This is a genomic window from Bradyrhizobium sp. 191 (genome assembly GCF_023100985.1).
Lineage (GTDB): Bacteria > Pseudomonadota > Alphaproteobacteria > Rhizobiales > Xanthobacteraceae > Bradyrhizobium > Bradyrhizobium diversitatis.
On record NZ_CP064692.1, the window covers coordinates 7,891,065 to 7,909,615 of the forward strand.

Sequence of the window (18,551 nt, forward strand, 5' to 3'; positions counted from 1 at the left end):
CCCTAGCTAAAAACGACGGGAAGGCAACGGCTTAAGCGAGCTTAAGTAACAAAGGCCTGAGCAGGGCCAAACGAGGACAGCATGGGCATCAACCAGGGTCCGATCAGTCTCGATCAAAAATACACCCAGGAAACCGGTCACGTCTTCACCACGGGCATCCAGGCCCTGGTCCGCCTGCCGATGGCCCAGATCCGGCGCGACCGCGCCAACGGCCTCAATACCGCGGGCTTCATCTCCGGCTATCGCGGCTCGCCGCTCGGCGGCTACGACCAGCAGCTGTTCGCCGCCCGCAAGCATCTGGAACAGTACAACATCAAGTTCCAGCCCGGCGTGAACGAGGACCTCGCCGCGACCGCCGTCTGGGGCTCGCAGCAGCTCAACCTCTCGCCCGGCGCCAAATACGACGGCGTCGTCGGCATCTGGTACGGCAAGGGCCCGGGCGTCGACCGCTGTGGTGACGTGTTCCGCCACGGCAATGCCGCCGGCTCGGCCAAGAACGGCGGCGTGCTGTGCCTTGCCGGTGACGACCACGGCGCAAAATCCTCCACCGTTCCGCATCAGTCCGACCACGCCTTCATCTCGGCGCTGATGCCCTATCTCTATCCCTCCAGCATCCACGAGATGATCGAGATGGGCCTGCTCGGCATCGCGATGTCGCGCTATTCCGGCTGCTGGGTCGGCATGAAGGTGATCACCGAGACGGTGGAGACCACCGCCGAGATCGACCTCACCGACGAGATGAAGCCTTTCATCATTCCCACCGATTTCGAGTTGCCGCCCGGCGGTCTCAACCTGCGCTGGCCCGACGACCGCTTCGAGCAGGACCGGCGCCTGCAGGACTACAAGGGCTTTGCCGCCATCGCCTTCGCGCGTGCCAACAAGGTCAACCGCGTCACCATGGATTCGCCGAACGCCCGCTTCGGCATCATGGCGTCGGGCAAGAGCTATGAGGACGTGCGCCAGGCGCTGCGCGAGCTGGGGATTACCGAGGAGGTCGCCGCCAAGATCGGCCTTCGCCTCTACAAGATCGGCATGCCCTGGCCGCTGGAGCCGGAAGGCGTGCGGCAGTTTGCGGTCGGGCTCGAAGAGATCTTCATTGTCGAGGAGCGCCGCGAGATCGTCGAAAACCAGGTCAAGCAGGAGCTGTTCAACTGGCGCGACGACGTCCGCCCGCGCATCGTCGGCAAGATGGACGAGCACGACAAGCGCTTCCTGACCTTCGCCGCCGAGCTGAGCGTCGCCTCGCTTGCGACCTCGCTCACGGAACGCCTGCTTCGACTTAATCTCAACCCTGAGATCGCGGAGATGCTCCGCGTCAAGGCCGACTGGTTCAACGGCCGTCAGGCGACCCAGATGCAGGCGGTCGCCCCTGTCTCCCGCACTCCCTACTTTTGCTCCGGCTGTCCCCACAACACTTCGACAAAAGTCCCCGAAGGCAGCCGCGCGCTCGCCGGCATCGGCTGTCACTTCATGGCGCTGTGGATGGACCGCTCGACCGAGACCTTTACGCACATGGGCGGCGAGGGCGTGCCCTGGGTCGGCATCGCGCCCTTCACCAATGAGAACCACATCTTCGCCAATCTCGGCGACGGCACTTACTTCCACTCCGGGCTTTTGGCGATCCGCCAGGCGGTCGCCTCCAAGACCAACATCACCTACAAGATCCTCTACAACGACGCCGTCGCCATGACCGGCGGCCAGCGCCATGACGGCGATCTCTCGCCGCAGCAGATCACCTTCCAGCTCCACGCCGAAGGCATCCGCGAGATCTATCTGGTCTCGGAGGCGCCCGACGCCTATCCGGCCGACACCATCGCGCCCGGCGTGAAGAAGTATCACCGCGACGAGCTCGACAGCGTCATGAAGATGTGCCGCGAGTACAAGGGCACCTCGGCGATCGTCTTCGTGCAGACCTGCGCCGCCGAAAAGCGCCGCCGCCGCAAGCGCGGCCTGATGGAGGATCCAGCGCGCCGCGTCATGATCAATCCGGCTGTTTGCGAAGGCTGCGGCGACTGCTCGGTGCAGTCGAACTGCATCTCGGTCGAGCCGCTGGAGACCGAGTTCGGCCGCAAGCGCGCCATCAACCAGTCCTCCTGCAACAAGGACTATTCGTGTCTCAACGGCTTCTGCCCGTCCTTTGTCACCGTCGACGGCGGCAAGCCGCGTCACCGTGCGCCGGCCGAGCTCAGCGAGATCGGCGAGCTGCCTGAGCCGGCCTCGCGACCGACTCTCGACAAGCCCTACAACATCGCGGTCGGCGGTGTCGGCGGCACCGGCGTGCTGACCATCGGCGCGCTGCTCGGCATGGCCGCCCATATCGAGGGCAAGGCCTCGATGATCCTCGACATGTCCGGTCTTGCGCAGAAGGGCGGGGCGGTGCTCAGCCACGTTCGCCTATCGGATCATCCGGCGGAGGTGACTTGCTCGCGCATCGTCACCGGCACGGCCGATCTCGTGCTCGCGGCCGATGAGGTGGTTGCGGTCGCCAAGGATACGATCTCGCTCTGCGACACCAGCCGCACCCGCGGCATCATCAACAGCCACGTCATTCCCACCGCCGACTTCGTCCTCAACCGCGACTTCAACTTCCAGACCCGCAAGCTCAACTCGGTGCTGGAGACGGCGCTGCACAAGGACTCCGTGTTCTTCGACTTCACCAGACCGGCCGAACAGCTCCTCGGCGATGCCATCGCGACCAACATGATGATGATGGGCTACGCCTATCAGAAGGGGCTGTTTCCGCTCTCGGCAGAGTCGATCGAGCAGGCGATCGAGGTCAACGGCGTCTCGATCAAGATGAACAAGGAAGCCTTCCGCCTCGGCCGCCTCGCGGTCGCCGACCCCGCGCGTCTTGCCGCGATGCTGAAGGGGACGGACGAGGTGGTCGCGCCGAAGACGCTGGACGCGATGACGCTCGATGAGGTGATCGAGCATCGCGTCAAGCACCTGACCGCCTATCAGAATGGCCGACTGGCAAGACGTTATCGCAAGCTGGTCGACCAGGTTCGCGATGCTGCCATGCAAGCCGGCTATGGCGATGCGCTGCCGCGGGCGGTCGCGGTGAACTACGCCAAGCTCCTCGCCTACAAGGACGAATACGAAGTTGCGCGCCTCTACACCAACGGGGCCTTCGAGCAGCAGCTCCGCGACCAGTTCGAGGGCGACTTCAAATTCAGCTTCAACCTCGCGCCGCCCATCCTGGCGTCCGGCGTCGATGCGCTCGGCCGCCCGAAGAAGCGCGCCTTTGGCCCGTGGATGCTGAACGTCTTCCGCGTGCTGGCGAAATTCAAGTTCCTGCGCGGCACGCCATTCGACATTTTCGGCCGCAGCGCCGACCGCAAGCTCGAGCGTGACCTGATCACGGGCTACGAGAAGGACGTCGCCACCGTGCTCGGCCTGCTGTCCCCCGTCACGATCGACACCGCAGTGGAATTGCTCTCACTGCCCGACCGCATCCGCGGCTACGGCCCGGTGAAGGAGAAGGCGGTAGCCGACGCCAAGCTTCGTTACGCCCAGCTCGCCGCCGACCTCGCGAGCCCGCCGCCGGCGCCGCGGCAGATCGCGGCGGAGTAGGGGCTGCTGTGCAGGGTGGGTTAGCGCTTGCGTAACCCACCAGCTTCCTTCGACGCGTGCTTCTCGCAAGGTGACGTACCGTACCATCGACAGCAGATGAAGCTGCCCTATGAAGAAGGCTCCGTGTTCGCAATGCCGCTCCGAAATGGCGGATTTGCTCGTGGAGTCGTCGCGAGGTCGACCCACGTGGGAAGGGTTCTGCTGGGTTACTTTTTCGGTCCGCGTCTTGAAACGTCAGCGTCGGCAACGCTCGATCATCTTCATCCTGACCAGGCCGTGGCTAGAATTCGCTTCGGAGACCTCGGACTGATTGAGGGGCGGTGGGTGATCATCGGCAAGGTGCCCAACTGGGATCGGTCAGATTGGCCCATCCCCGACTTTGTCAGGCGAGATCCGATATCAAAGAGGGCTTGGTTGGTTCGGTACTCGGACAGTGATCCCGTAAAGAGCGTGTCCGAGCCCCTTTTGGACTACGACGACCTGCAAGGATTGGACGGCGATGGCTTATTCGGCGCCGGAGCGGCTGAGATCAGAATTTCGAAGCTGCTGGCTCGTTCTGGAGGTTAAGACGTTCCAGCTAGCTCGTAGACCCGCGGCACCATCCGTTGTGCTGCCCGTCGGGCAAAACACCCAGGCCGTGGGTCAAGCCGCGCGCACAAAAACATTCCGCTTTACCGAAATTCGGAATCGTCGTATCCATCCGCCACCTCATCCCACTCAAAGGGGCGTATCGCGATCGTCACGAAACGCGGGGTGAGTGGCGGTGGACGCGGGCTGCGTCGCGCGAGTCTCTCGCGCGCACGACGGGCGCGGTCTCGCGTACGGCAAAATCGTGTGGTCCTGACGTCCGGGGTCTGTACGTCAAGTCTTGCGGATCTCTCGCAAGGCGACGGGGGCAATAGTGCATCGCTCCCCGGGGAGAGCGCGACATAAGCCGTAAAGCCACTGCGCAGGGAAGGCCGGATGTTGGGCCGCACCTGTATGCCGCTGTGCATCTGTTCTTCGCGCAATTCGCGCACAGCGGACCGTGGGTGCCCAGCCGGCACCCGGTCTTCCCTGCGCCCTTTGTTTTTGGAGGGAGCAAGACGGGAGCAAAACTCGGGCGACATGCGCCGCGAGGATGCGAGCGTGTGTCTGCGATTCAGTTGTGAGTGGAAATGCGGCGTCGTTCTCCGCGAATTCCGTCATTGCGAGCGCAGCGAAGCAATCCAGAATCCTTCCGCGGAAGGACTCTGGATTGCTTCGTCGCAAGGGCTCCTCGCAATGACGACGCGGCGGGCAGGGTCGCTTCCTGTCTGCGGCCTGGCTTTGGACGGGCTCCTTCGCCGCCCCGCTACCCTCTCGCAGGGCGGAATATTTCCTCGCTTGCCAATCCGCCCCCCGCGGTTCAGAAAAAACGACGCCACAAGCCACGCGAGCGGAGACTGAAGTTTGACCATCAAGGGCAAGGCCTACATTGCCGGGATCTACGAACACCCGACCCGGCATGCGCCGGACAAATCCACCGCCCAGCTCCACGCCGAGGTCGCCAAGGGCGCGATCGAGGATGCCGGGATCAGCAAGGACGATATCGACGCCTATTTCTGCGCGGGCGATGCGCCCGGCGGTGCCTGGCCGATGGTCGATTATCTCGGCCTGAACACCAAGAAGCTTCGTCACGTCGATTCCACCGAGACCGGCGGCTGTTCCTACATCATCCATCTCGGCCATGCCGCCGAGGCGATCGCGGCGGGCAAATGCTCGATCGCGCTTGTTACGCTCGCCGGCAAGCCGCGCACCGGGGCGATGCCGCCGCGCGCGGCGGGCGCCGAGGTCGATTTCGAGACGGCCTACGGCGCGACCACGCACAATGCCTACGGCATGTGTGCCATGCGCCATATGCACGACTATGGCACCACCTCGGAGCAGCTCGCCTGGATCAAGGTCGCAGCATCGCACCACGCGCAATACAATCCGCATGCGATGCTCAAGGACGTCGTCACCGTCGAGGACGTGCTGAACTCGCCGATGATCTCCGATCCCCTGCATCGCATGGATTGCTGCGTCGTCTCCGACGGCGGCGGCGCGCTGATCGTGACGACGCCCGAGATCGCCAAGAGCCTGAAGAAGCCGCTGGTGCGCCTGATCGGGCATGGCGAGGCGATGAAGGGTCCGCGCGGCGGCAAGGATCTCGACCTCACTTATTCCGCCGGCGTCTGGTCCGGCCCGCGCGCGTTCGAGGAAGCCGGCATCACGCCGAAGGACATCAAATACGCCTCGATCTACGACAGCTTCACCATCACCGTCTTGATGCAGCTGGAAGACCTCGGCTTCTGCAAGAAGGGCGAGGGCGGCAAGTTCGTCGCCGACGGCAACCTCATCTCGGGCGTCGGCAAGCTGCCGTTCAACACCGACGGCGGCGGCCTCTGCAGCAACCATCCGGTCAACCGCGGCGGCATGACCAAGATCCTCGAGGCCGTGCGGCAGCTGCGCGGCGAGGCGCATCCAAAGGTGCAGGTCAAGAACTGCGATCTCGCGATCGCTCACGGCACCGGCGGGCTTTTGGGCGTCCGCCACGCCGCCTCGACGGCCATTCTGGAGCGCGTGTGATGGTAGATGCAAAGAAATATCCGGCGCCGGTGACGAACCCGGAAACCGCAGCGTTCTGGGACGCGGCGAAGCAGGGCAAGTTCATGATCAAGCGCTGCACCGCCTGCGGCGAAGCGCACTACTTCCCGCGCTCGATCTGCCCGTTCTGCTACTCCGACAAGACCGTGTGGGAGGAGGCGTCGGGCGAGGGCACGATCTACACCTGGAGCCTGATGCGGAAATCGCCGACCGGTCCCTACGCCATCGGCTACGTCACGCTGAAGGAGGGGCCGTCGGTGCAGACCAACTTCGTCGATTGCGATCTGGAGAAGCTGAAGATCGGCCAGAAGGTGAAAGTGGTGTTCAAGCCGACCGACGGCGCGCCGCTGCCGTTCTTCACGCCGGCCTAGCATCTTCCGTTCTCCCCTTGTGGGAGAAGGTGGCGCGAAGCGCCGGATGAGGGGTATCGCTCCGCGGAGAAAGCTTTCGATGTGGAGCCAACCCCTCACCCAAATGAGTTTGTTGCGGGCAGCATCTGGCCCTCTCCCACAAGGGGAGAGGGCGCATCAATAGGCGCCGCCGCCCGCCGAAGAAACGCCGGGAGGAAACCAGAGAATGTCCGCCAGATACGAAGAACTCAAAGGCCTGAAGAACATCGGCCAGAAATACGCCTACACCGACCGTGAAGTGATGCTCTACGCCTACGGCATCGGGCTCGGCGCCGATCCCATGGACGAGAAGGAACTCGCCTTCGTCAACGAGGGCACGCTGACGCCGCGGCCGCTGAAGGTGGTGCCGACCTTTGCCTCCGTCGCGGCGTGGGGCTCGGGGCCGGGCGAGATGAATCTCAACCGCGTCATGGTGGTGGACGGCGAGCGCGACATCACCTTCCACCAGCCGATGCCGGTCGCCGCGAACATCACCGCCGATTCCTCCGTCGTCGAGGTCTACGACAAGGGCAAGGACAAGGGCGTCGTCATCGTTCACCAGACCGTGCTGAAGAACGAGAAAGGCGAGAAGCTGGCGACGCTGGTTGCCTCGCGCTTTGCGCGTGGGGACGGCGGGTTCGGCGGGCCGAACCTGAGTCAACCCGATCCGCACAAGATCCCCTCGCGCGCGCCCGACAAGACCATCGACATCACGACGCGTCCGGACCAGGCGCTGGTCTATCGCCTCTGCGGCGACCGCAATCCGCTGCACTCCGATCCGGAGTTCGCGAAGAAGGCCGGCTTCCCGCGCCCGATCCTGCACGGCATGTGCACCTACGGCATCACCTGCCGCGGCGTGCTCCAGACCTATGCCGACTACGACGCAAGCGCGTTCCGCCAGCACGTCGCGCGGTTCTCCTCGCCGGTCTATCCCGGCGAGACCGTGACCATGGACCTCTGGAAGGACGGCAACGTGATCTCGTTCGAAGCCAAGGTGAAGTCGCGCGGCGTCACCGTGATCAAGAACGGCAAGACGGTGCTGGGTTAGGCGGACACCGGCGGCGCGCTCCCTCGCCCCGCTTGCGGGGAGAGGGTGGGGTGAGGGGGAGTCTCCCCGGGGACGGTGACAGTCGAGTACGCGGAGGCTCCCCCTCACCCTGAAATCAAGCTGCGCTTGATTTCAGGCCTCTCCCCGCAAGCGGGGAGAGGCGAAGGAAGAAGAGCAAACAGGGAGAAGCCATCATGGGACTGCTCGACGGCAAGGTTGCGCTGATCACCGGCGCGGGCAGGGGGCTCGGTGAGGCCTACGCAAGACTGTTCGCGCGGGAAGGGGCCTCGGTCGTCGTCAACGATCTCGGCGGGCCACGCGACGGCTCCGGCGCCGACAGGTCCATGGCGCAGCAGGTGGTGGACGCGATCAAGGCCGAGGGCGGCAAGGCGGTCGCCAACGGTGCCGACATCTCCACCATGGAAGGCGGCCAGTCGGTGTTCGACGACGCCATCAAGCACTTTGGCCGCGCCGACATCCTCGTCAACAATGCCGGCATTTTGCGTGACCAGACCTTCGCCAAGGCCTCGGAAGCCGACTGGGACAAGGTCATCAAGGTGCACCTGAAGGGCACCTTTTGTTGCACCCTGCCGGTGTTTCGCTGGATGCGGGAAAATGGCGGTGGCGTCATCGTCAACACCTCCTCGACATCAGGGCTGATCGGCAATTTCGGCCAAAGCAACTACGGTGCGGCCAAGGGCGGCATCTGGGGCCTGTCGAACGTGCTGGCGATCGAGGGCCGCAAGTACAACATCCGGGTCTGGACGCTGGCCCCGGGGGCCCTGACCCGCATGACCGCAGACCTGCCCCGCTATAAGGAGAACCCCGGCGCGGCGCTGGGGCCGGACGGCATCGCGCCGGCCGTGCTATACATGGTCAGCGATTTGTCGGGCGACCAGACCGGCAAGGTGCTGGGCGTGTCCGGGCCCCGCGGCGTGCGCGAGATGCGGATGATGGAAATGGAAGGCTGGAAACCGCCGCACACGGGCTGGAACGCCCGGGACATCGCCGATCATGCCAAGGAGATCTTCTTCTCCGAGGAGCAGATCAAGATGGGGGCGCGGCGGTTTTAGCCACACTGTCATTCCGGGGCGCGACGAAGTCGCGAGCTATGATACGCAATTGCGTATCTGAGAATCCATAACCCCGGCTTGTGGTTATGGATTCTGGGCCTGGCCCACGGCCATCCCGGAATGACGAATAGAGAGAGACAGGAAAGACGATGAAACTAACCGCCGACGCCAAGGGCACCTTCGCAATCGCGCCGACGCCGTTCCACGACGACGGCCGGATCGACGAGCGCTCGATCGACCGCCTGACCGACTTCTACGAGGAGGTCGGCTGCGACGGCGTTACGGTGCTCGGCATCATGGGCGAAGCCCCCAAGCTCGACGCGGCCGAGGCCGAGCAGGTGGCGGTGCGCTTCGTCAAGCGCGCCAAGAAGATGCAGGTGATCGTCGGCGTCTCCGCGCCGGGCTTTGCCACCATGCGCTCGCTGGCGAAGGCGTCGATGGATGCGGGCGCGGCCGGCGTGATGATCGCGCCGCCGCCCAGCTTGCGCACCGACGATCAGACTATCGGCTATTTCAAGCAGGCGGCCGAGGCGATCGGCCCCGACGTGCCCTGGGTGCTCCAGGATTATCCGCTGACGTTGTCGGTGGTGTTCACGCCTGCGGTGATCCGCAAGATCGTCATGGACAATCCGAACTGCGTGATGCTCAAGCACGAGGACTGGCCGGGCCTGGAGAAGATCTCGGCGCTACGCAATTTCCAGAAGGACGGTTCGCTCCGGCCACTCTCGATCCTCTGCGGCAATGGCGGGCTCTTCCTGGATTTCGAGATGGAGCGCGGCGCCGATGGCGCCATGACCGGTTACGCCTTCCCCGAGCTTCTGATCGATGTCGTGCGCCTGTCGAAGCAAGGCAAGCGCGATGCCGCGCATGATCTGTTCGACGCGCACCTGCCGCTGATCCGCTACGAGCAGCAACCGGGCGCCGGCCTTGCCGTGCGCAAATACGTGTTGCAGAAGCGCGGCGTCATCGCCTCCAGCGCCCAGCGCAAGCCCGGCGCCACCATCACGGCGGCGGCGAAGGCTGAAGTCGAGTACCTGCTGTCGCGCGTGGCCCGTGTCGACAAGCGCGCCAATCTCGGCCCCCAATCCAGCGCCGCAGGCTAGTCGAATGGCCGAAACATCAGCATCACGCCCGGCGTCGACGATCCTCCTGCTGCGCGACGGCGCAGCACGGGACATCGAGGTGTTCATGATGGTTCGCCATCATCAGATCGAGTTCAACTCGGGCGCGCTGGTGTTCCCCGGCGGGAGCGTCGACGCCGGCGACAAGGAGATCGTCGCGCGCTCGGACCTGTATTCCGGCGGGGAGGGCCTCAGCGAAGCGGACCGCGGATTTCGTATCGCCGCGATCCGCGAGACTTTTGAAGAGAGCGGCATCCTGCTGGCGCGATCGAAGGATATCGGCGCGCCGGTCGACGCCAAGCGTGCCGGCGAGATCGCCGACGCACACCGGGTCGCGCTCAACGAGCACAAGATCAGCTTTCTCGACATTCTCGCCGACAATGGCCTCCAGCTCGCGCTGGACACGCTCGTGCCCTACGCACACTGGATCACGCCGGAGGGCATGCCAAAGCGGTTCGACACGTGGTTCTTCCTCGCGGCAGCTCCGCCCGATCAACTCGGCGCCCACGACGGCCGCGAGTCCACGGATTCGATCTGGGTCTCGCCGCGCGAAGCGGTGGAGGGCGGTGAGAGCGGCCGCTTTAAGCTGCCGTTTCCGACCACGCGCAATCTGATCCGGCTTGCGAAGCAGCCCAACGTGAGCGCGGCGCTGGAGCACGCCCGCGGCCTGTCCATCGTCACGGTCATGCCGGTCATGACCAAGACTGAAGCCGGCCGCCAGCTCCGCATCCCCCGCGAAGCCGGTTATGACGGCGAGGTGTTCGAGGTGGGGGCTGTCGGCTGACACACTTCGATAGGTAGCGAAGTATCGACGACCGCGGATGCGCTCGGTTCCGTCCATGACATCAGCTGTCGGCGCTCGCGGTGTTTTCGACCGCGGCAGCGCTCGGGCGGCATGACCCGATATTAACGATATTCCGCGCCCCGAGGCATGTTCCCCCCGGGCGGCAATACGTCGTATATTGGGTCTCCAGCAGCCCGGTCCTCAAACCAGCAATGTCCGCCGAATTGACGCCGCCCCCTGAGAAAAGGCGAACATTTTCGCTCTCCATCGGCCAGCTCACCTTCGGCAGCTTTCTGTTGATGCTGGCGGTGATCATCGTCACCTCGACCGCGAGCGTGATCGCGATCCGGCACATCGACACGACATTCGCCGAGCTGCAGCGGCTCCAGAGCGTCGGAGATCTCGCCGAGGACATCGATCGCCGCATGAACGAGCTGCGCGTCGCCGCGCGAGACTTCGTCACAGACCCCGGCGCCGGCATCCAGTTCCAGCAGGTGGGCGAGGCGGCCTCGACCCTGAGCGACATCCTGAAGAAGACCCGCATCGAGCTCGCGCCCGAACAGCAGGACATGATCGACGGGGTCACCGAGCGGCTTGCGACCTATCGTAACGGTCTGGAGCGGATCTCGACCCTGATCGACCGCCGCGCCCAGCTGCTCGCCGGCCTGCCGCCGCTGCGCGAACGGTTCGATGCAGCCATCGCAGGCACTGCGGACCGCGAGCTGGCATCCCGCCTGTCCGAGGCGCAGAGCCGGATCGCGGTCGGGCTGCTCGCGCGCAACCCGTCCGCGGCCGAGCAGGCCGCGCAAGGGATGCGGGCGCTTGATATTGGCGATGCCAAGCTGAAGTCTGCGGTGAACGACTATGCCGAGGCTATCATGGCCGTCGCCGTCCGCGAACGGCAGATCGCCGACATCGATCGCGAGGTGCTGGGCACCGAGGGCCGATTGATCGGCCGCGTCACCGAATTGCTGCGCGAGGTCAGCGCAAGGCGCGGACACGTGCTGTCGCGCGACTTTGCCCGCACCCTGACCGAGGCGCGGTGGCAGAGCATCGTGCTCGGTACGATCGGCGTGCTGATCGGCATCGCCGCTGCGTTGTTCGTCGTACGCAGGACGGTGCGTCCGCTCGCCCAGATCGCGCGATCCATCCGCGCGCTTGCGGCCGGCCGGAAGGACACCTCGATTCCGTCCGCCGAGCTCGACAACGAGATCGGCGACATCGCGCGGGCGGCCGAAGTGTTCCGCCGCGCGCTGGAGGAAGCCGACACGGCGCGCGAGGCGGCGGTACACGCGCTCACCGAGCAGCGCCTCGCCGAAGAGAGCTACCGGAAGCTGTTCGAGGGCTCGGTCGACGGCATCTATGTGACGACGCCGGCCGGCGACCTCCTCAATGCCAATCCGGCGCTGGCGCGGATGATGGGCTATGACAGCCCGCAGCAGCTGATCGACAGCATCAACGACATCGCCCACACGATCTACGTCCATCCCGAGGCGCGTGCCGAATACCAGCGGTTGATGGCGCGCGACGGCATGGTGCGCGAATTCGAGTACCAGGTACGCCAGCGCAACGGCAACATCCTCTGGCTCTCCGACAGCGCCACGGGCGTGCGGGATGAGCAGGGCAACATCGTCCGCTACGAGGGTACGCTGCGCGACATCACCGACCAGAAGCGCGCGGAGGACGCCATCGCCGAAGGCCGGCGCCTGCTCCAGCAGGTCATCGACACCGTGCCCGCGGTGATCAACGTCAAGGACCGCGAGCTCCGCTACGTGCTGATGAACCGCTACATGGCGGGCATCTTCGGCATCGAGCCCGGCGATGCGCTCGGCCGCACCACGGCCGATCTGATGTCACGCTATGGCGCGGCCAAGTCCGACGAGAGCGACAAGAGGGTGCTCAAGCTCCGCAAGGGGCTCGGCTTCTACGAGGAGGAGTACAAGGACGCGGCAGGCAACATGCGGCAATGGCTGGTCAACAAGCTGCCGCTGCTCGATGCCGAGGGCGAGATCGAGCGGATCGTGACCGTCGCGCTCGACATCGGCGAGCGCAAGCGCGGCGAGCAGGAAATGCGCAAGGCCAAGGAAGCCGCCGAAACCGCGCTGCGCAATCTGCGCGAAACCCAGGCCTCGTTGATCGAGGCGGAGAAGCTCGCCGCGCTCGGGCGCCTGGTCGCCGGTGTCGCCCACGAGGTCAACAATCCCGTCGGCATCAGCCTCACGGTCGCCTCCGCGCTGGAGCGCAAGACCGCGATGTTCACCGCCGAAGTCGAGCGTGGCGAGCTGCGCCGCTCCACGCTCAACGACTTCCTCAACACCAGCCGCGATGCGTCCTCGCAGCTCGTCTCCAATCTCAACCGTGCCGCCGAGCTGATCCAATCGTTCAAGCAGGTCGCAGCCGACCGCAACTATTCCGACCAGCGTACTTTCGATCTCGGCGACCTCACCGAGCAGGTGGTGATGAGCCTGCGGCCGGGCCTGCGCAAGCACAATCTGACGCTCAACGTCGAGTGCCAGCCGGACCTGACCATGAACAGCTATCCTGGTCCGTACGGCCAGGTGCTGACCAACCTGTTTCTCAATTCGGTGGCACACGCCTTCCCGGACGGCCGGCCGGGGACCATCGAGATCCAGGTGCGCGAGTCCGGCAAGGACAATGTCGAGATCATCTTCTCTGACAACGGCTGCGGCATGTCGCTCGACGTCCGCCGCCGTGCCTTCGATCCGTTCTTCACGACGCGGCGCGACCAGGGCGGCACCGGCCTTGGGCTGCACATCGTCTACAGCATCGTTACGAACCGGCTCGGCGGACGGCTCGATCTCGATTCCGAACCGGGCGGCGGCACGTGTATCCAGATCATCCTGCCGCGCGTGGCGCCGCTCGAGCAGGCTGCGGAATAGCTAATCGACCTCTGCGAGCTTGTGTAGGGTGGCGCCGAAAATCAGGCTGGCCTTGCCGACCAGCGCTGTGCCCGTCATCTCCGCGCGCGTGTCCGTGTAGGTGCCGCTGACGCCGATGCCGACCGGGGCAGGGCCGCCGAACAGCGGATTGTCGTCGCCCCGAGGCGAAGTGTGCCGTTGCACCAGCACCTCGCCTTTGAAGGTGTTGTTGTTCTTCACCGTGTAGCTGCCGGTGTAATAGAGGTAGGCATCTCCGCCAAGAATCTTGCCGTCGCGGAAAAGAATCACGCCGCTGCCCTTGCCGACTCGACCATCGAGCAGGGTCACGTGAATTGAATAGAGGCCGTTCTTCATAACGTCCCGTGGGCCGGCCGCCATCGCCCAATGGCGTAACCGGTCCGGCTTTTATGCCAAAGCCGATCTCCTCGCGCAACGCGGCAGTTTGCCGGTCAGCGCGCCGACCTGCGAGCCGTAGTTGTCCCGGCTTGTCAGTGACACCATCATGACGCTCTGATGGTGAGGCGAGGCTCGACGTTGCGAATCAGAGTTGGCCCGCGAAATGCATAACCATTGTTGCACTGGCCGCGGGGTGCTGGAGCAAGACGAACGTGACCAACTGGATCGATTCCGGCGGCAATGAGCCGCGTCTGTACAGTGCGCGTCCCACGAATTGCAAAAGCGAACAACGGCGGATTGGCGACGCGATACACCGGGGAAACCTGACGCGGCTGGCGCCCGCCTTGGCTTTGATCGCGCTCGCAGCCTCCTCGGGGCACGCGCGCGACCGCGGGCAGTTCGCCAACACCAATCCCGAATTGAAGGCCTGGTTCGACAGTCTGCGCAGCGGCAAGGGGCCTTGCTGCTCCGATGCCGACGGTTCGGCGCTCTCGGACTCCGACTGGGACAGCAAGGACGGGCACTATCGCGTCCGCGTCCCGCGCTACGGCTACGCGCTCGACGGCCAGCAGCAGGAACTCGTCTGGGTCGACGTGCCCCAGGAGGCCGTGATCTCGGAGCCGAACCGAGTGGGACGCACCATGGTCTGGCCGATCTACGGCTACATGGGCGTCACCATCCGCTGCTTTATGCCCGGTAGCATGACTTAGCCCCGCGCGGGCTCACGTCGTCCCGGTGGCATGCCTGAGGCGGCGGCGCCGCGTCAGGTGTACTTCTTGTCGCGCTCGAGCAGTTCGATGGAGATGCCTTCGGGGCCGCGGATGAAGCAGATGCGCACGCCGGGCCGAATGGTCGTCGGCTCGCGCGTGAAGGTGACGCCTTTGGCCTTGATCTCGGCGGCGACGGCATCGATGTCCTTCACCGTCAGGCCGAAATGGTCGAGACCCTGATGCGGATGCGGGGGCGGCGGGTTGACGGCGTTGTCGCCCTCGAGCGGTGCGATGAAGATCCTGGCTCCGCCGAGGTTCACGTCGATCCGTCCTGGCGCGCGCACGATCTCGCCACCAAGGATGTCGCGCAGCCAGGTCGCGGTGGCCTCCGGATCGGGGCTGCGCAGATGGACGTGATCCCAAGTGACGGCGATTGGCATTTCATATTCTCCCAACGGGGCCTTCCGATGTTGCGGCGCATGTTAGCGGCCTCGGTCGGTGGTCGCCACCGTCCTTGCCGACTCGCATCACGTGCGGGAACCTTAGTTCCTCGCCCGGATTAAGGTAACAGTGGCCAAGTCCAACGTTCATGGTGCTCGGCTGCGATCGGTGCTGCAACCATGAGTGCCAGGCTCGACCGGATCGGATTGTGGAGCTTCGCCGGAACCGGCGAACGATTGGCGCGGGCCGTAACGATCGCAAGCGTCTTGTTTGGCCGTGGTCTTCTGTGGCTGCTGGCGGCAATCATCGTCGGCTGCGGCATCTGGATGCTGCTGCCCCTTTCCGAGGGCAATGGTGCTGAGGCGGCGAGGCCGGAGCTGGCGGCTGTTGAGTCGGCTCCTTCGGGCGATGCGTCCGCGGTGGTGTCATCGGCGTCCGAAGCTCCGGCACCTGCAACGGCGGAACTCAGTCGGCTCAGGATTTCATCGCAGACCTGGCGCCGCGGCGGCCTCGGCTCCAAAGCCCTGGTGACGTTAACGCTGCGAAACGACAATGACTATGCCGTTAAAGATGTCGAGATCGTCTGCGCGTTTACGCGGCGCGACGGCAGTCATCTTACCAACCGTAGCCGGGTATTGGCGGATGCAGTCAGCATGAAGAGCCGCAAGACGTTTGCGCGTATCCCCGTCGGCTTCGTTAACGTGAATGCCGATCAGGCGAGATGTTCGCTGGTCGCAGCGCGCCGCGCTTAAAGGCGGCACGTTCCGGTAGCGGAAAAGTTACTCTACGCGGACCTTGGCCAAGAAACTCTGCATCGCCATTTGAACCAAATGGCTGGGTCAGGAACCAATTGAGAGATCGCCTGTTGAGGCGGAGAGCCCACGCGGGGATGCGGGGGGCGGAGCGCGGCCGATGCCCATCTTTAGGTATTTCATTTTTGTCGGTGGAGCCTTGCTCGCACTGTTGTTCGCGGCGGATTTCGTCTTCCCGGCGGCGCCCATAGCACAAGCCGTCGCGACCACTGCGGGCAACGACCAGCCCATGATCCGAATCCGCTCCAATCGGCATCTGCCCGAGCGTGTCGTGCTCGACACCAGCCAGCCGACGATTGCTGCACCTGCGGTGAAGACTGCCGCTGTTGCGGCTCCCCAGCCGCCGGTACAGGACGGCGTCTCGCCGGCATTAGCCGAGATCTCGGCTAAGACGCGGGTACGCGAGACCTTCGCCCAGTTCACGCCGGAGCCGAGGACCAATACCGCCGCCGCCAAGAAGGCAGGGGCCACGCAATCTCAGATCGCTCAGGCTCAAGCTTCTCCTGTGCCGGCTCCACAGCCCAAGCGCAAGGTCGTCAGGACGCATCCGGCGCCGCAGCCCGGCCGGCCGATGATGCAGGTCGCTCAGCAGCCGCATTTCGGTCTCTTCAACACGACCTGGTGACAGCGCCTTCGACCCGCCTCGATCGAGGTCGGAAGGGCTTTTTATTGGCCGGGCTCTCTGCTAATTCGAACCAATCCGAACGCCGTCCGGTGTGCTGGTCCGTCACTAGCGCGGTCTGGCGAATCTCGGTGGCCCGGTGCCCGGGCCAGGGCGCTCGTAGCTCAGCTGGATAGAGCATCGGATTTCGATTCCGAGGGTCGGAGGTTCGAATCCTTCCGAGCGCGCCAGTCCCTGGTGTTCTAGATATGTTCCGAAACGGCGCTAATGCCGGCACGGTCGCGGTGCCCGCGGCGTCAATCAGCCTGCCGACACACCGCTTCGCCGGCCGCGTGACAGCGTGTCGGAGGGCGCCTCGTGGAAGATCGCGCGGTAGGCTGCGGCAAATTCACCGAGATGGAGGAAGCCGTGGGCGCGTGCGCAGGTGGCAACGGTGACGCCGCCGCCCTTGAGGAGGCGGGAGCGGGTCGCCCACAGCCTTTTCAGGCGAATGTACTGGTGCAGGCTCATGCCGCGCACAATGCTGACGGCGCCGCCGAGCGTCCGGATCGAGACGCCAAACGCGCGGGCGAGATCGGCGGTATAGATCGGCGTGGTCGGATAGGTCGCGACGTAGTCGTCGATGCGCTGCACGAGCTTGATCGCTCGCTCGCCCTGGACGGAGATGCTCCGATCCGGGATCGAATCGATCCGGAACAGATCGTCGAGAGCGAGCAGCAGGCCTTCCTGGAGATGGGCCGCAACCTCGGTGGTTTCGAACAGGCCCGGCTGCACCGACGCGGTGCGCAGGATGTCGAGCAAGAGTTGTCGCGTGTGCAGCAGGGCGGGCCGGTTCGCGACATGCGCCCGCAAATCGTCGACGTGGTCGAACCAGCCCCGGTCTCTCAGCGCAGGGGAGAAGATGATCATGGCATGATGATTGGTCCGCGGCTCGACGAAATGGCACTCATCGTTGCCGCGGAGCGCAACGAAGAAGCGGGCGTCGAGATCCATTCCCTTGAAGTTGACCTGGAGGTCGTCGGTCATGGACAGGATCACCATCCCACCCGGCATGCGATAGGCGGTATCGAGGATGCGTGCGAACGATCTCATCATGATGATGCGGCACGCCGGCAGGGAGACGACGGCACGGGCCGCCGCGAAGTTCGGGATGTCCAATGGAATGCTTCTCGCATCTTCCATCGTCTCGATCGGCCGAAACGCATCTATATCGGAAAACCCGATCAGTTGAAGCGCGGAGGACGGAGCGAGGTCGTCGAACAACATGGTTCCGGCCAGCTGCTGAAATGAGAAAATCAAATGAATGTCGATGCATCGCCATCAATGGCGAAACATCGCGTTTCAGTAAACCGGATTCCGGACCGTAGTATTGCGGACATCATGCCATCAGATCCGCGCCGGATCGATGTCTCCGACACGTTTCGACTCATCGATTCGCCGGAGGCGAGATCGATGAAATGCTGCATGCAAGCGTCACTGGCGAAGGACGAAACCCCGTCGCTTCGTCACCATGTAGAATGACGGTATCGGCTTATTTCATCTTTGATCTGGATCAGAACCAGGCCGGGGACGGCCGCGCAAGAAATGATCCTGCAAAAGCGAAGGGGCCCTGAGGGCCCCTTCAACCGTCACCAGCGACGATAGCCGCGGTAACCATAATAGCGCGGGCCGTAATAGCGCGGCGGCCCATAGTACCGTGGGCCGTAATATGGCCGCGGCCCGTAATACCCGTAGTAGTTCGGGCGCCACCAGCACCGCCCCCAGGCGTTGCAGACCATGCGGACCTGCTCGACGCCGGAGATCTGCGGTGTCGCCGGTGCAGGAGCGATGGGCATGGCGGATGCCGCCGACGACGCCGCGAGGGCGCCGAGCAGGGACGTGGCGACGAGGCCAGTCTTGAAATTCATGATGTCTTCCTCCGCTTACGCGATGCAGGATATCGAAGTTGTTCGGATCAATTGTGGCGGACCCGAAATGTAATGCTGATGAATAAACCTTCAGCTAGCTGGCCCGGCCCCGACCCCAGCAGGCCAGCTGGCTTGGGCCACGAGGGTATGCCCGTGACTTGGACCTGT

Annotated in this window: 16 protein-coding genes and 1 tRNA gene; 13 read left to right on the top strand and 4 right to left on the bottom strand. The window is 64.4% G+C overall.

Features of this window, described 5'->3' with window-relative positions; genetic code table 11:
• Nucleotides 1-81 precede the first annotated feature (81 nt).
• The 8 genes from IVB23_RS37260 to IVB23_RS37295 all read left to right on the top strand — a co-directional run bounded on the left by IVB23_RS37260 (nt 82) and on the right by IVB23_RS37295 (nt 13,495).
• The gene (locus tag IVB23_RS37260) at nt 82-3,573 is read left to right on the top strand and encodes an indolepyruvate ferredoxin oxidoreductase family protein (RefSeq protein WP_247801948.1); all 3,492 of its coding nucleotides are present in this window, start codon (nt 82-84) and stop codon (nt 3,571-3,573) included.
• 1,431 nt (nt 3,574-5,004) lie between these two features.
• Nucleotides 5,005-6,162 carry a thiolase domain-containing protein gene (locus tag IVB23_RS37265; RefSeq protein ID WP_247801949.1) on the top strand — a complete coding sequence of 386 codons (1,158 nt, stop codon included), beginning with the start codon at nt 5,005-5,007 and terminating at the stop codon, nt 6,160-6,162.
• Complete coding sequence (locus tag IVB23_RS37270; protein WP_014494555.1) at nt 6,162-6,551, top strand: OB-fold domain-containing protein; 390 nt, start codon at nt 6,162-6,164, stop codon at nt 6,549-6,551. The genes IVB23_RS37265 and IVB23_RS37270 overlap by 1 nt, the downstream gene beginning before the upstream one ends.
• 205 nt (nt 6,552-6,756) lie before the next feature.
• Nucleotides 6,757-7,617 carry a MaoC family dehydratase gene (locus IVB23_RS37275; RefSeq protein WP_197969430.1) on the top strand — a complete coding sequence of 287 codons (861 nt, stop codon included), beginning with the start codon at nt 6,757-6,759 and terminating at the stop codon, nt 7,615-7,617.
• 194 nt (nt 7,618-7,811) lie between these two features.
• Entirely contained in the window at nt 7,812-8,690 is an 879-nt protein-coding gene (locus tag IVB23_RS37280) for an SDR family oxidoreductase (protein WP_247801950.1), read from the top strand.
• Nucleotides 8,691-8,839: 149 nt separating this feature from the next.
• Nucleotides 8,840-9,793, top strand: coding sequence for a dihydrodipicolinate synthase family protein (locus IVB23_RS37285; protein WP_247801951.1), 954 nt, complete (start codon nt 8,840-8,842; stop codon nt 9,791-9,793).
• A 4-nt stretch (nt 9,794-9,797) separates the two neighbouring features.
• On the top strand, nt 9,798-10,595 hold the full coding sequence (locus IVB23_RS37290) for an NUDIX hydrolase (protein ID WP_247801952.1): 798 nt from the start codon (nt 9,798-9,800) through the stop codon (nt 10,593-10,595).
• Between the two features lie 212 nt (nt 10,596-10,807).
• On the top strand, nt 10,808-13,495 hold the full coding sequence (locus IVB23_RS37295; protein WP_061881404.1) for a PAS domain S-box protein: 2,688 nt from the start codon (nt 10,808-10,810) through the stop codon (nt 13,493-13,495).
• Here IVB23_RS37295 and IVB23_RS37300 read toward each other — a convergent pair whose 3' ends face one another.
• Nucleotides 13,496-13,849 (bottom strand): GrlR family regulatory protein, encoded by a 354-nt coding sequence (locus tag IVB23_RS37300; protein ID WP_028178611.1) that lies wholly within the window; start codon nt 13,847-13,849, stop codon nt 13,496-13,498.
• A gap of 254 nt (nt 13,850-14,103) precedes the next feature.
• On the opposite strand from IVB23_RS37300, the gene IVB23_RS37305 reads away from it, so the two are divergent.
• Nucleotides 14,104-14,601 (top strand): hypothetical protein, encoded by a 498-nt coding sequence (locus tag IVB23_RS37305; RefSeq protein ID WP_247801953.1) that lies wholly within the window; start codon nt 14,104-14,106, stop codon nt 14,599-14,601.
• A 53-nt stretch (nt 14,602-14,654) separates the two neighbouring features.
• On the opposite strand, the gene IVB23_RS37310 is transcribed toward IVB23_RS37305, so the two are convergent.
• A complete protein-coding gene (locus tag IVB23_RS37310; RefSeq protein ID WP_247801954.1) occupies nt 14,655-15,041 on the bottom strand; it encodes a VOC family protein in 387 nt (128 codons plus the stop codon).
• Nucleotides 15,042-15,221: 180 nt separating this feature from the next.
• Here IVB23_RS37310 and IVB23_RS37315 point away from each other — a divergent pair, with 180 nt between their 5' ends.
• The 3 genes from IVB23_RS37315 to IVB23_RS37325 all read left to right on the top strand — a co-directional run bounded on the left by IVB23_RS37315 (nt 15,222) and on the right by IVB23_RS37325 (nt 16,706).
• Nucleotides 15,222-15,794, top strand: coding sequence for a hypothetical protein (locus IVB23_RS37315; RefSeq protein ID WP_247801955.1), 573 nt, complete (start codon nt 15,222-15,224; stop codon nt 15,792-15,794).
• A 160-nt stretch (nt 15,795-15,954) separates the two neighbouring features.
• Nucleotides 15,955-16,479, top strand: coding sequence for a hypothetical protein (locus IVB23_RS37320; protein ID WP_061881400.1), 525 nt, complete (start codon nt 15,955-15,957; stop codon nt 16,477-16,479).
• 150 nt (nt 16,480-16,629) lie between these two features.
• A tRNA-Arg gene (locus IVB23_RS37325) sits at nt 16,630-16,706 on the top strand.
• A gap of 70 nt (nt 16,707-16,776) precedes the next feature.
• Here IVB23_RS37325 and IVB23_RS37330 read toward each other — a convergent pair.
• Nucleotides 16,777-17,742 (bottom strand): AraC family transcriptional regulator, encoded by a 966-nt coding sequence (locus IVB23_RS37330; RefSeq protein WP_247801956.1) that lies wholly within the window; start codon nt 17,740-17,742, stop codon nt 16,777-16,779.
• A 33-nt stretch (nt 17,743-17,775) separates the two neighbouring features.
• Here IVB23_RS37330 and IVB23_RS37335 point away from each other — a divergent pair, with 33 nt between their 5' ends.
• Nucleotides 17,776-17,997, top strand: coding sequence for a hypothetical protein (locus tag IVB23_RS37335; protein ID WP_197966203.1), 222 nt, complete (start codon nt 17,776-17,778; stop codon nt 17,995-17,997).
• Between the two features lie 107 nt (nt 17,998-18,104).
• Here the strand turns inward: IVB23_RS37335 and IVB23_RS37340 are convergent, their stop codons facing one another.
• Complete coding sequence (locus tag IVB23_RS37340; RefSeq protein ID WP_082822250.1) at nt 18,105-18,383, bottom strand: hypothetical protein; 279 nt, start codon at nt 18,381-18,383, stop codon at nt 18,105-18,107.
• Nucleotides 18,384-18,551 lie beyond the last annotated feature (168 nt).

Excerpts from the sequence above, each read along its gene's own strand:
- IVB23_RS37330 (WP_247801956.1), bottom strand. The coding sequence starts at position 17,742 with ATGTTGTTCGACGACCTCGCTCCGTCCTCCGCGCTTCAACTGATCGGG.
- IVB23_RS37295 (WP_061881404.1), top strand. The coding sequence starts at position 10,808 with ATGTCCGCCGAATTGACGCCGCCCCCTGAGAAAAGGCGAACATTTTCG.
- IVB23_RS37320 (WP_061881400.1), top strand. The coding sequence starts at position 15,955 with ATGCCCATCTTTAGGTATTTCATTTTTGTCGGTGGAGCCTTGCTCGCA.
- IVB23_RS37315 (WP_247801955.1), top strand. The coding sequence starts at position 15,222 with ATGAGTGCCAGGCTCGACCGGATCGGATTGTGGAGCTTCGCCGGAACC.
- IVB23_RS37275 (WP_197969430.1), top strand. The coding sequence starts at position 6,757 with ATGTCCGCCAGATACGAAGAACTCAAAGGCCTGAAGAACATCGGCCAG.
- IVB23_RS37285 (WP_247801951.1), top strand. The coding sequence starts at position 8,840 with ATGAAACTAACCGCCGACGCCAAGGGCACCTTCGCAATCGCGCCGACG.
- IVB23_RS37335 (WP_197966203.1), top strand. The coding sequence starts at position 17,776 with ATGAATGTCGATGCATCGCCATCAATGGCGAAACATCGCGTTTCAGTA.
- IVB23_RS37260 (WP_247801948.1), top strand. The coding sequence starts at position 82 with ATGGGCATCAACCAGGGTCCGATCAGTCTCGATCAAAAATACACCCAG.
- IVB23_RS37290 (WP_247801952.1), top strand. The coding sequence starts at position 9,798 with ATGGCCGAAACATCAGCATCACGCCCGGCGTCGACGATCCTCCTGCTG.
- IVB23_RS37340 (WP_082822250.1), bottom strand. The coding sequence starts at position 18,383 with ATGAATTTCAAGACTGGCCTCGTCGCCACGTCCCTGCTCGGCGCCCTC.
- IVB23_RS37280 (WP_247801950.1), top strand. The coding sequence starts at position 7,812 with ATGGGACTGCTCGACGGCAAGGTTGCGCTGATCACCGGCGCGGGCAGG.
- IVB23_RS37300 (WP_028178611.1), bottom strand. The coding sequence starts at position 13,849 with ATGAAGAACGGCCTCTATTCAATTCACGTGACCCTGCTCGATGGTCGA.
- IVB23_RS37270 (WP_014494555.1), top strand. The coding sequence starts at position 6,162 with ATGGTAGATGCAAAGAAATATCCGGCGCCGGTGACGAACCCGGAAACC.
- IVB23_RS37310 (WP_247801954.1), bottom strand. The coding sequence starts at position 15,041 with ATGCCAATCGCCGTCACTTGGGATCACGTCCATCTGCGCAGCCCCGAT.